Genomic DNA, 12,761 nt, shown 5'->3' with positions numbered 1-12,761 from the left:
TTGAAACACATCGCAAGGCACTGAAATTCTTGTTCTAATGGAAACTTCGATTTGCGCGAAATCTGTGTTTAGCGGGGAGCGTTGTATGCAGGTCACGGTCGTTTCGGCACGAAATCTTGATTCCTTGCCGAAGCAGTAGCGAGCGTTTTGATGCAAATCACCTGTATTTCGTGATCGCTCAGAGATCGCTTCGTCAGTCCATTCGGGATATCTGACTGTTATAATCAACAATATTGAATCTGTTTGATCCCAATCAAAGAGATTGAAATGGAGTCGGTCTAAGTTTCCAGCAGCGCGGTTCTTCCGGCACCATCGTGATGCTGCAGAAGCCGGCCCATGGAGATGAAATTAGATGCGTAAGTTTGCAATCCCATTCGCAGCATTCGGACTTTGCCTTGCGATGGCTGCTCCCGCTTTGGCCGAAAATATTGAGGTTCACATGCTCAATAAGGGTGCTGAAGGTGCAATGGTTTTCGAGCCTGCCTATATCAAAGCAAACCCCGGCGACACGATCACATTTATTCCGATCGACAAGGGACACAATGTCGAGTCGGTAAAGGATATGATCCCGGCAGCTGCGGAAAAATTCAAAAGCAAGATTAACGAGAATTACGTTCTGACCGTCTCCGAACCTGGTGCATATTTTGTTAAGTGCACGCCCCACTATGCGATGGGCATGGTTGCTCTAATCGTTGTTGGTGACAATCCAGCCAATCTTGACGAAATCGTTGCTGCCAAGAAGCCCAAACCCGTTCAAGCGCGTCTCGAAAAGGCAATTGCCAGCGCAAAATAATGGGTTTCCAATATGCAGCGGTGTTGCATAACTCCATAATTCTGGAGCGCAGGTAAATTCGAGACAGATACGATGCGCTCTGGCCGCGGTTCCATGATGAGGACGTCATGACAATAATGGAAGGGCTGCTGGTTACCCCCGCAGCCTCAACTGCCCAGATAGCTTCCATAGCAGTGCCCTCCGAACGTCGTGGTGCGATTGCTCGTGGCTACAAGAAGTCTGGTCCGGCAATCTTCAGCTATGGGTTTCGCCCGTTTTTTCTGGGTGGGGCTATATGGGCTGTTCTGGCCATGCTGCTCTGGATGCTCTCGCTCACATTCGGTCTGACGGTTGGCGGTGCTTATGGTGCGCTCAACTGGCATGCTCATGAGATGGTGTTCGGCTTTTCGTCCGCCATTCTCGCTGGGTTTCTTTTGACTGCTGTTCCGAACTGGACAGGCCGTTTACCGGTTTCAGGTACATCGCTTGCCCTGCTGTTCAGTGTCTGGCTCATAGGTCGATTGGTTTTTCTGGTTCCCGATCTTGTTAATCTCTATATTGCAATCGGTATTGAAAGCCTCTTTTTGCCTTTGCTCCTGTTTATCGCATCGCGCGAAATCATTGCCGGACATCAGTGGAAGAACCTTAAGGTTCTGACCGGAGTGACAATCGTTATGCTTGCCAATTTCTGCTTCCATTATCTGGCGATAACGAACAGCGACATAGCAACTGCCAATCGTATCGGAGTCAGTGCTTATGTGCTTCTGGTTATGTTGATTGGTGGAAGGATCATTCCAAGCTTCACGCGTAATTGGCTTAATCGGATGGGGGCCACTCGTTTTCCGGTACCTTTCAATCGGTATGACGGTCTCGCCATTCTTGTCGGTGCCTTCGCCTGCGTGAGCTGGATTATTGCGCCCGAACAGTGGTTGACGGCGGTCATCGCAATCATCGCAGCTGGTCTGCATCTTGTTCGGCTTTATCGCTGGCGCGGATGGAGCGTGGCAAAAGACAAGCTGGTTCTTATCCTGCATGTCGCCTACTTCTTTGTACCCGCCGGGTTCGTTGCCATAGCACTGGCCGCTCTCGAACAACTCAATCCATTTTCGGCTCTTCACGTTATGACGGTCGGTGTCATTGGTTGTATGATGCTGGCAGTCATGACCCGGGCCACCCGCGGACATACGGGCCGCGAACTTGTCGCTTCACCTGTCACACAGATTGCCTATCTTTGTCTGATACTGTCAGCGTTGATCCGCCCATTCGCGGAAATGGTCCCTAATTTCTTTCATACATTCCTCGCAGCATCGGCGTTCTTATGGATGCTGGCCTTTGGGCTGTATGTTCTTGAATATGCACCCATGCTGATGACAAAACGGCGTCAGCGCGCTGAGTAAAGGCGGGTGAATGGGCCGCTAAACGGCCCATTCAACATCGGTAGTGAAGGCAATCGTCAGCCAACGGTCTGGGCCTTCGCCGCCAAGTGCATCGCCGATTTCATCACGCAATGCATCCCATTCTTCGAGCTTTCTTGCGGGCTGATCAGGCGGTACGATGAAGTAGAGTTCGATCTGCTTGCCGCGCCCAACCTTGGCGACATAGGCGCGATAAGACTTGAAACCATTGCGTTTAACGACTTCTTTGGCAACCTGATCCACATGCTGCTTGAGATCGAGAGGTGTCACAAGCAGCACGTCGGCAAGCGCCTGTTTGATGGTACCAATCGGCATCGGAATGATGGCGATACAGACCAGGGCAAGAACAGCGGGATCGATGTAAGGCGTTACCCAGTCAAGCCGGGTTCCCTGAATGAAATAGCCGATCAGAAAGGCGATCAGGAGTGCGGCAGTGATGCCGCCTGACATGATCCATGCCTTGGCATCAAGCGCAATGAAGTCGGATTTCAGTCTGCGGTTGGCACGGGTTTCGAGCCATGCCATGCCGAGGCAGGCAATCAGAGCAACGACCGCATAGAATATCGCGTAACTGAATTCGAGGTCGCGGCCACCATGCATCAGACTTCCGATGGCATTGATGAGCGCATAGATTGCAACACCAGTCAGCATGATGCCATTGAGGCCCAGAACCATAGGTTCAAGGTGCCAGAAGCCCATAGTGAAGCGATCACGCAATTTTCCGCTTGGAGGTTCTGGTAGCGCAGACAGGGCAATTAGCCTGGCGACAACGAGTGCAAGCCCGCTCATCGCGGCATCAGCAAACATGTAAACACCGTCAAAGACAATGGAAAATGAACCAGATAAAAGGCCGAAAACGACGCCAAATCCTGCAACAAAAATAGTAACGGCTATGGATATTTGAAGAATAGATTGTTCGTTTCGCAATTTTGAATCCATATTCTAGAACGGCGTCATCAATGAATATATTTCAATAATTCTAATGCAAAAATTCATAATATATATATGAGGACTGCAATGAATTTTAAATATTTATCATTTTAATATTATAATTTTTATATCTATATTATGCTTTTTTATTAATTTTTCTTAAAAATAATTAATTATAATATACTAGCTATTATTAGTGATTTAAAGGTAAATAAAAATATGGAAACCTAAATTAGTAAAAAATAATTTAGGAGGGTGTAATGAACTTCAATTTTAACAAAAAAAAATATTTTATTAGAAATGTTTTCCTTTTATCTTCTTGTTCTATTTCATGTTTTCTAATTCATCCCGTGTTTGCGCAGACAACTGATTTAGGCAGTAAGGTTGGTCAAGTCACAACAGACTGTATTGGCAAGGCTGATCCTCAAGACGACGATGATGATAACAGTTTGGCGGAGGGGAATAAGGCTAAGGCTGCCGGAACTGGCGCGACGGCTATCGGAGCATGTTCTGATGCTAAAGAACAGGGGGCAACTGCGCTCGGTTACAACGCTACCGCAAGTGCTTTGAATTCAACTGCTTTGGGCGAACATTCTTCGGCAACAGCAGAGAATGCAATCGGTATAGGCCCTAACAGTGTCGGCAGTGGACTCAATGCAATCGCCATTGGAGCGAACGCTACAGCCAGCAAAACGGGGAGCATGGCGCTTGGGGCTAATGCAGTTAGTGAGTATGATGGTAGTCTTGCTCTTGGAGCAGATTCCGTAACGTCAGCTGTTGTAGCAACGAAAGATACAACGATTGGCGGTGATACATATACTTTTGCTGGCAGGGTCCCTACTAGCACTGTCTCAGTTGGCAGTAGTGAAGGAGAAAGGCACTTTCAACGTACAATAACCAATGTTGCGGCGGGTAGAATTTCACAGGATTCCATGGATGCTGTTAATGGTTCGCAGTTACTTGCAACTAATCAAGCCGTTAATAAGATTAGTGACGGCTATAAATCTTTTGGAAATTCAGTCTCGTCAATCGTTGGTGGTGGATCTGAATTCAACTCTGATGGAGTCTTCACAGATCCTACCTATAATATAAGGGGTAAAGATTATCATAATATTGGCGATGGCTTTAAGGCTGTTGATAATGGGCTTGAAGATTTAAATACAAAAATTACGAATATTAATAATGGCGGCGGTATCAAGTATTTTCATGCTAACTCTTCCCTTAGTGATAGCGATGCGATTGGTTCAGAAAGCCTAGCTATCGGAGGCGGTGCTGTTGCGAGAGGCGTCAATAGCCAGGCCCTCGGAAAAAATGCCACTGCAATTATGGATAATGCAATTGCATTGGGAGCTGAAACTCAAGCAGATTCCAATGAGGGCGATGTTGCTATCGGTGCGGGATCAAAAACATCGAAGGTTGTTGCAACGAAGGGTACAACTCTTGGCAATGAATATTATGATTATGCTGGTTCTAATCCCGTAAGTGCAGTTTCTTTCGGATCTGCAGGTTTTGAGCGCATTCTTCAAAATGTTGCGGCAGGTCGGCTAGATACAGAATCGACAGATGCAGTGAATGGTTCGCAATTATTTGCAACAAACCAGTCTTTGGATAGAACGATCAAGCGAGTTGATGATCTGGATCAGAAGATACATTCAATTCCTGAGCAGCCTTCTCCAAACGTCGTGCAATATGATCCCGGCTTGGATGGAAAGCCAGAGAATAGTGTAACATTTCACGGGGGAGATCCTAATGCGCCTGTTGTACTTCATAATGTTGCGTCAGGGACACGGGATTCAGATGCTTCAAATATGAAGCAGCTGAGAGATGTGGCCAGTGCAGCGCACACTTATACGGACACAAAGTCGGAAGAGACTTACAAACGATCAACAGAATATACGGACAATAAGGTCGGAGAGGTTATCGGGCAATCGAACAAATATACAGACGAGCAGATTTCGAAGTTAACCGGCCATATTGATGATGTTAGTAAAGAAGCTAAGCAGGCTGCCGCCATTGGGCTTGCTGCCTCATCACTAAGGTATGACGATAGGCCGGGGAAAGTTAGTGCTGCGGTTGGTGGCGGTGCTTGGGGCGGCCAGGGCGCTTTTGCGCTTGGGCTTGGCTACACAGCTGAAAGCCAGCGTGTGCGGCTCAATGTTTCTGCAGCCAGTTCCGGTGGGCGTTGGGGTGTAGGTGCAGGCGCAAGCTTTACATTTAACTAAGGAGCAGAAGCTAATGCATAAAAGAGCTGGTACTCTTCTCATGTTCTTAGTTACTTTTCCGGCTCTTTTATTCTTATGTAGTAGTTCGTTCGCGAATAAGGCAACACAAAGTCGGGTTGATCACTCGTACAAAATTAAACCTTCCGGCATCCAGATTCCTTCTGGTATTAACCCTGGAGAGTATCGACGCGTAATAGAGCCCTTTCCCAACTGGACATTGATTTGCGACGAGAATCTAAAGAGTAGAGTGCGCGTATGTAATATTACTCAGAATATCGTCGATGAGGCAGGTAGCGACGTGTTCAGCTGGTCATTGGCGACAATGCAAAATGGCCAGCCAACGTTGATCTTAAGAGTTCCACCCGTATTGAATATAGGTGATGCTATAAACTTGCGGCTTGATGATCATGGGTCAGTAGTTGCAGCCAAAGTTGATGGATGCAACAAAGATGTGTGTGTTGCGTATCAAAGCGTTGGCCCGAGATTACGAGCAGCTATAAAAAAAGGTGCGTTTGTCGACGTAATTTACGCAAACCGCTCAGCTATGGAAATTGTAGCGTTTAATACATCTCTCAAAGGTCTATCAGCTGCGCTGGCTGGGGTTCATTAATTCCAAGCCATTTGCCGTGATATGATTAAAAAGCCTCCCGGTGATTTTCCGGGAGACTTCTTGGTCAGATTACTGCGACTTTTGATCTTTAACGAAGGTACGATCAATCTCGCCCTTGAAAAAATCGCGGCCATAAATAAGCAGGCAAAGCACAACACCTGTGGCAAAAGCCCAGCCAGCGCCACGCGTTGCAAGAACGGCACCGGTAACACCGGCAATGCCAAGATCACGCTGTGAACGGGCTTCCATTACGCCAATCCGAACCGAAACATAACCCTGAATGAGCAGTGTCAGGGTAAGTGCAACACCTAGGATCGGCTGCACAAGTGTCACGATTGGCATCAGGAACAGGCCGGTATTCGTACCCCAGCGGAACGAGCCTGCACCGCCAAAAATCGAGTGCATCGACTTTTTGCCTTTAGAGAAGCGTTCGCAGATGACCACCTGCATTGCAGCCCAGACGGGTCCGCACATCGTGACATCGGGCCCAAGCACTGACATACCAGTATTACGCATACCGAAAACGAGGTGCGCGCGGTTAGCATTATAGTCGATCTTTTCATCCGGGCGATGAAGCTGTGCTTCGCCGAGGATCGACTTGGTTTTCAGCACGTCACCGAAGAGGACGATATAGGTCGCGAGAACTGTTGGCAGCGCGGTCAGAAACATTGAGAGCGGTGGTAAACCAAGACCGAAAATTGTGTATTCCCGCCACAAAGTTTTGAAGTCAGGCGACGAAATCGTCCATTGGAATTCCGGCCATTTGGCTTCGCCAAACAGCGGAGCAATCACGACCGCAAGCAGAATGCACGGCAGAATGCCAAGCTTGCCGATCAGTCCGAAAATTCCACCATTGCGCGACAGGCGTGCAAACTGCGGCGAGAACATCAGATAGAAGCAAAGACCGATAGAAATTGCGATGGTGAACGGGAAGATATCGAAGTTGCCACCGATCTTGAAGACGGAAATGACCGCCGCAAAGCCCGCGCCGATGATGATGCCGGATTTGATCGCCTGCGGAATGGCCGCAATAACGCGATTGGCTATGCCAGTTGCACCAATCAATATGGATAAAAGCCCCAGCGTCATCTGGAAGGAAACGAGTGCGTGAACGCGTTCGGGTCCTTCCGGGAACGTTGCGCAATAGGCCATGATGAGCGGAACAGCCGGTGTGATCCAGCCCGGGACAACAGGGTCACCAAGCAGGTGGTGGGTGAGGTAGAACAGACCATTGAGAACGACCACGGCCAAAGCCACTTCAAATGGCATGCCCAACAGTTCCGCCATCAGAGGAATGGCTGCGAGATCGACCGCGCACATCAGCAGGCCCTGACAATAGTCAGGCCATTCGAATTTGTAGTGAATAAAAGGCAGACGAATTTTGAACGGTCCGGCAGGCCAATATGGCTGCTCCTGACCGTCGATGCGTTCAGTGCTCAAGATGTTACTCCGAAAGGACAAAACAAACCTCCGGAAGGGTGGCGGCTTGGGCCAGTCCTTCCGGGAACTGTTTTTAAATTGTCATTGATGGATCAGAATGCTTCGCGATAAAGCGCCAGTGCGTCAGCTTCCGTAACATCAACAGGGTTATTACCCAGAAGACGTGTCTGAAGCATCGCATCGCGGGCAAGCGTTTCGAGGCTTTCTTCGGTGACGTCAACGTCGCGCAGGCGGCGTGGTGCGCCAGAGCGGTTCATCAGGTCTTCCATATAATCAACGAAAGCTGCTGACCGTTGTTCTGTTGTGCCTTCTGCTTTGCCAAGCAGCAGGTCTGCAAGCTCTGCATAAAGTTCCGCAGCGCCGGCCATGTTGAAACGCAGAACCGGCCCGAGCATCAGGGCGTTGGAGAGACCATGTGGTACATGATAGTGGCCACCGAGCGGATAGGCCAATGCGTGAACGGCACCAACCGGCGCGTTCGAGAAGGCCTGGCCGGCATAGTTTGCGCCAAGCAGCATCGCTTCGCGGGCGTGGCGGTCTTTGCCGTTTTCGCAAGCTGCAACCAGATTGGCGGACAAGAGCTTCAGCGCTTCACGCGCGAAAGCGTCGGAAAGCGGATTTTTCTTGATGCGGCTGGTATAGGCTTCGATGGCGTGAACCATAGCATCAATGCCGGTGGCTGCTGTGTGAAGCGCTGGCAGACCGCAGGTCAGCTCTGCATCCAGAATGACGAAATCTGCGTAAAGCTGGCGGGAAACAACACCCATCTTGGTGGTTTCGCCGGTGGTCAGAATCGTGATGTTGGTCACTTCCGATCCGGTGCCAGCGGTGGTGGGGATCTGGATCAGCGGCAGGCGCGTGCCCTGTACTTTGCCAATGCCATAAAGCTCTGAGAGTTGCTGCTCGGAGATGATAAGCACCGCAGCAAGCTTGGCAATATCCATCGAGGAACCGCCGCCGAGGCCCAATACGATGTCGCAACCGGCTGCTTTGGCCTGATCGACGCATTCAAACAGAACCGATTCCGGCGGATCGGCGACAACAGAATCAAAAATGCTGACGCCAAATCCTGCTTTTTCAAGTGAAGCAAGTGCTTCATTGAGAACACCTGCCTTGTGCAGGCCCTTGTCTGTTACGATGAGAATTTTTCGTTCAGAGAAACGTTCGCCCAGAATTTCGCCGAGACGCTTTGCAGCCCCCCACTCGACAAGCATTGAGCCGACCGTGTCGAACGAAAATGGCTTGATAGCTACAGTCATCATTTCCACCCTTATTCATATTTACCCAGAGCCGAGGTCTCTCATTCCTCGCCGGCATCGAGACACTGGGTTTAAAGCGGTCTGGCTTTCGCGTAGAGGAAAGCCAGACCGGCAGTTTCCCGATGCTGCCGGTGCATCGGTCGTCCGAAGAGATGCTTGGGAGGATCTCTTCCTAATTGTTCAATATGCTGAACAACGTTCAGGATTTTCCAGATCGATACAGGATATGAAGCCTCGCTGTCAAATTATCCCTTCGGCGGACATCGACGATTTTAATCGGTTCAACTGTTTGATCTGTTGAATTTTGGAGCAAGTCATTGATCTTGTTGACGAGATTTTTCGGGCGGCGTTTAAGGTGAAATTTTATTCCTGAATGTTGCTGTGTGCTCAATTTGCTTAAAAATGAAGAGCCACACTATATAGAGCCACACTATATATTGTGTGAAAGCACAATTGATGGATTTCCTAACGCTGCGAATCCCGCCAACAGAATGCATCTGGTGAGCGGTTCTCTGCTTGCCTGTGGACAGATCAGGTAAATATCCCTGCTATTCACAGGTCAGTCCTAAGAAAGCCAACATTAAAAAATTTTGAAGCATCTATCCATTGAAGATTTTTTAACTTCAGATACCATATCTTGTGTTCAAGGTTCTTACGATTCGTGAGAATTGAAAGCGAAGATGGGAATACGGTGCGCTATGTCCATGGTGGATATTGTTAAGCCGTAGCTGCCCCCGCAACTGTAAGCGGCGAGTTCAAATCCAGATGTCACTGGCCTATGCCGGGAAGACGGGTGCGAACGCAGAGCCGTGAGCCAGGAGACCTGCCTTGAACGTGAACGTCAACGGGCGGGGTGTCCGGTTGGTGCGTAATGGAATTCCGGCAGAATTGTTCTGCCATTTCTTTTGCCGCCCCGAATATCCCCTCAAAAGCTTCGGGGTGAAAAGCGTGTCGATTAGTAATTCAAAATTGGCCAGTTCTGGCCCGCCCTTTACGGGCTGTACAGAATGTTCGCTTGGAGCATAAGTCCTGTCGGAGTGAAACGATGGTCGATAAAATTATGCTTAAAGTAAAGGAGTTTAGAGCGTGGATCTGATTCAATCAGATCGAAACGCGCTCTAGAGCGAGTTGCCTTTTAGTTGTCGTCTCTTGTCACGCGCATTTCGCAATGCGTGAGCGTTTTTGCGTCTTATCCCAGTTCGCAGCCCATCCCAACCCATCCCCAGTGAGGAAAAAATGAACGTCACCGTCTATAGCAAGCCAGCCTGCGTCCAGTGCACAGCAACCACCCGCGCACTCGACCGCCAGGGCATTGAATATGATGTTATCGACATTTCCGCCGATGCCGATGCTTACGATCTTGTTCAGGGTCTCGGTTATCGTCAGGTTCCGGTTGTTGTTGCCGGTGAATCCCATTGGGCAGGATTCCGTCCAGATATGATCAGCTCGCTCACATAAGCCCCAACTGCTGCCGGGGTTTGTTATGGGTCAGATCGTCTATTTTTCCAGTCGCTCGGAAAACACGCATCGCTTTGTGATGCGTCTGGGGATGCGCTCAAAGCGCATTCCGCTGGAAAGCTACGAAGACAATACTGGCCTGTTGCAGGTCAACGAGCCTTTTGTGCTTGTGACCCCAACCTATGGCGGCGGGGGTGCAAAAGGCGCTGTTCCCAAGCCGGTCATTCGCTTTCTCAATGATGCGAATAATCGGTCCTTCATTCGCGGCGTGATTGCTGCAGGAAACAGTAATTTCGGTGAGGCCTTCGGCCTCGCAGGCAACATCATTTCTGCCAAATGTCAGGTTCCCTATCTTTATCGCTTCGAGCTTCTGGGAACCGACGAAGACATTGGCAATGTTAAAGACGGGATGGAACGATTTTGGACACGGCAGACACAACCTTGACCCGTGAGCGCGAGACACTGGCTGCTTCCGAAAAGCAGGATCACTCCGGCGCCGCGTCGTCAGCGAAGTCGCAGAAGCTGACAGAAACGTCGCTCGATTATCATGCATTGAATGCAATGCTGAACCTTTATGACGACGAAGGCAAGATTCAGCTGCATCGCGACCGTCAGGCGGCACAGCAATATTTCCTGCAACACGTCAACCAGAATACGGTGTTCTTCCACAATCTGCGTGAGAAGCTCGATTATCTGGTCGATGAAGGCTATTACGAACAGGAAGTGCTGGATCAATATTCCTTCAATTTCGTGCGCGATCTTTTCGATCATGCCTATGACAAGAAATTCCGCTTTCCGACCTTCCTCGGCGCGTTCAAATATTACACCAGCTATACGCTGAAAACCTTCGACGGTAAGCGCTATCTCGAGCGCTACGAAGACCGCGTCTGCATGGTTGCGCTTGCGCTTGCGCGTGGCAATGAACAGCACGCACGCGAAATGGTCGATGAAATCATTGCGGGCCGGTATCAACCGGCAACGCCGACCTTTCTCAACGCAGGCAAAAAGCAGCGCGGGGAACTTGTCTCATGTTTCCTGTTGCGCGTTGAAGACAATATGGAATCGATTGGTCGCTCCATCAATTCTGCCTTGCAGCTTTCAAAGCGCGGTGGTGGTGTGGCACTCAGCCTCACTAATATTCGTGAATCCGGCGCGCCGATCAAACAGATCCAGAACCAGTCGTCGGGTATCATTCCGGTGATGAAGCTGCTTGAGGATTCGTTCTCCTACGCCAACCAGCTTGGTGCGCGTCAGGGTGCGGGTGCGGTTTATCTGCACGCTCATCACCCTGATATCATGCGCTTCCTCGATACCAAGCGCGAAAATGCAGATGAAAAAATCCGCATCAAGACGCTGTCGCTTGGCGTTGTGATCCCTGACATCACATTCGAACTCGCCAGAAATGATGAGGATATGTACCTCTTCTCGCCGTATGACGTTGAACGCGTTTATGGCGTGCCGATGACCGAGATTTCGATCACCGAAAAATACCGCGAAATGGTTGATGATGGCCGTATCCGCAAGAAGAAGATCAACGCGCGCGACTTCTTTCAGGTACTGGCGGAAATCCAGTTTGAATCCGGCTATCCTTACATCATGTTTGAAGACACGGTGAACCGTGCCAATCCGATCGATGGCCGCATTACCATGAGCAATCTCTGCTCGGAAATCCTTCAGGTGAGCGAAGCCAGCATTTTCAATGATGATTTGTCTTATAAATATCTTGGCAAGGATATTTCCTGTAACCTCGGTTCGCTCAATATTGCGGCAGCCATGGATAGCCCGGATTTTGGCAAGACCATCGAAACTTCGATCCGTGCCCTGACGGCCGTTGCAGACATGAGCCATATCGGCTCGGTTCCTTCGGTTGCGCGCGGTAATGATGAAAGCCATGCGATCGGCCTCGGTCAGATGAATCTGCACGGCTATCTCGCTCGCGAGCGCATTTTCTATGGTTCGGAAGAAGGCGTCGATTTCACCAATATGTATTTCTACACGGTGGCCTACCACGCGGTTCGTGCTTCCAATCGTATCGCGATTGAACAGGGGACTTCGTTTAAGGGCTTTGAAAAGTCGAAATACGCGACCGGTGAATATTTCGACAAATATACCGATAAGGTCTGGGAACCTGCGACGGAGAAAGTTCGCGAGATTTTTGAGAACGCCGGTATTGCGATCCCGACGCAGGAAGATTGGCAGGAACTGAAAAAATCCGTGATGGAAGGCGGCCTTTATAATCAGAACCTTCAGGCCGTGCCGCCGACTGGCTCGATTTCCTACATCAACCATTCGACCTCTTCGATCCATCCGATTGTTTCCAAGATCGAAATCCGTAAAGAGGGCAAGATTGGCCGTGTTTACTACCCGGCTGCCTTTATGACGAATGATAATCTTGAATATTATCAGGATGCCTACGAGATTGGCCCGGAAAAGATCATCGACACCTATGCAGCGGCAACGCAGCATGTCGATCAGGGGCTGTCACTGACACTGTTCTTCCGCGATACCGCCACCACGCGCGATATCAATAAGGCCCAGATTTACGCCTGGAAGAAGGGTATCAAGACGATTTACTACATCCGCCTGCGCCAGATGGCGCTCGAAGGTACGCAGGTTGAAGGCTGCGTCTCTTGCGCTCTTTGATCAGGATCGAGA

Annotated in this window: 10 protein-coding genes and 1 riboswitch; of the genes, 7 read left to right on the top strand and 3 right to left on the bottom strand. The window is 49.7% G+C overall.

Annotated features, from left to right (window positions below):
• Positions 1–352 precede the first annotated feature (352 nt).
• Complete coding sequence (locus H5024_RS12040; RefSeq protein ID WP_187547154.1) at positions 353–793, top strand: pseudoazurin; 441 nt, start codon at positions 353–355, stop codon at positions 791–793.
• Positions 794–900: 107 nt separating this feature from the next.
• Positions 901–2,169: an NnrS family protein gene (locus tag H5024_RS12035; RefSeq protein ID WP_187547152.1), complete on the top strand. Its 1,269-nt coding sequence runs from the start codon at positions 901–903 to the stop codon at positions 2,167–2,169.
• 18 nt (positions 2,170–2,187) lie between these two features.
• On the opposite strand, the gene H5024_RS12030 is transcribed toward H5024_RS12035, so the two are convergent.
• Positions 2,188–3,114, bottom strand: a complete 927-nt coding sequence (locus H5024_RS12030) for a cation transporter (protein WP_187547149.1) — start codon at positions 3,112–3,114, stop codon at positions 2,188–2,190.
• Between the two features lie 263 nt (positions 3,115–3,377).
• Between H5024_RS12030 and H5024_RS12025 the strand changes: the two genes are divergently transcribed.
• Both H5024_RS12025 and H5024_RS12020 read left to right on the top strand, forming a co-directional pair.
• Positions 3,378–5,339 carry a YadA-like family protein gene (locus H5024_RS12025; protein WP_187547147.1) on the top strand — a complete coding sequence of 654 codons (1,962 nt, stop codon included), beginning with the start codon at positions 3,378–3,380 and terminating at the stop codon, positions 5,337–5,339.
• Between the two features lie 13 nt (positions 5,340–5,352).
• A complete protein-coding gene (locus H5024_RS12020) occupies positions 5,353–5,949 on the top strand; it encodes an invasion associated locus B family protein (protein ID WP_187547145.1) in 597 nt (198 codons plus the stop codon).
• Positions 5,950–6,018: 69 nt separating this feature from the next.
• On the opposite strand, the gene H5024_RS12015 is transcribed toward H5024_RS12020, so the two are convergent.
• Positions 6,019–7,389 carry a hypothetical protein gene (locus H5024_RS12015; RefSeq protein WP_187547142.1) on the bottom strand — a complete coding sequence of 457 codons (1,371 nt, stop codon included), beginning with the start codon at positions 7,387–7,389 and terminating at the stop codon, positions 6,019–6,021.
• A 92-nt stretch (positions 7,390–7,481) separates the two neighbouring features.
• Entirely contained in the window at positions 7,482–8,651 is a 1,170-nt protein-coding gene (locus tag H5024_RS12010) for an iron-containing alcohol dehydrogenase (RefSeq protein ID WP_187547140.1), read from the bottom strand.
• 626 nt (positions 8,652–9,277) lie between these two features.
• Positions 9,278–9,494, top strand: a riboswitch (cobalamin riboswitch).
• Between the two features lie 390 nt (positions 9,495–9,884).
• Here H5024_RS12010 and nrdH point away from each other — a divergent pair.
• The 3 genes from nrdH to nrdE all read left to right on the top strand — a co-directional run bounded on the left by nrdH (position 9,885) and on the right by nrdE (position 12,749).
• The gene (gene nrdH, locus H5024_RS12005) at positions 9,885–10,106 is read left to right on the top strand and encodes a glutaredoxin-like protein NrdH (protein ID WP_187547138.1); all 222 of its coding nucleotides are present in this window, start codon (positions 9,885–9,887) and stop codon (positions 10,104–10,106) included.
• 25 nt (positions 10,107–10,131) lie between these two features.
• Positions 10,132–10,551, top strand: coding sequence for a class Ib ribonucleoside-diphosphate reductase assembly flavoprotein NrdI (gene nrdI, locus H5024_RS12000; protein WP_187547136.1), 420 nt, complete (start codon positions 10,132–10,134; stop codon positions 10,549–10,551).
• A gap of 77 nt (positions 10,552–10,628) precedes the next feature.
• Positions 10,629–12,749, top strand: a complete 2,121-nt coding sequence (nrdE, locus tag H5024_RS11995) for a class 1b ribonucleoside-diphosphate reductase subunit alpha (RefSeq protein ID WP_187548585.1) — start codon at positions 10,629–10,631, stop codon at positions 12,747–12,749.
• Positions 12,750–12,761: the final 12 nt, after the last annotated feature.

The organism is Ochrobactrum sp. Marseille-Q0166 (genome assembly GCF_014397025.1).
Classification (GTDB): Bacteria; Pseudomonadota; Alphaproteobacteria; order Rhizobiales; family Rhizobiaceae; genus Brucella.
The sequence above is the reverse complement of the archived record's forward strand: the minus strand, read 5'-3'. Positions and strand labels throughout refer to the sequence as shown.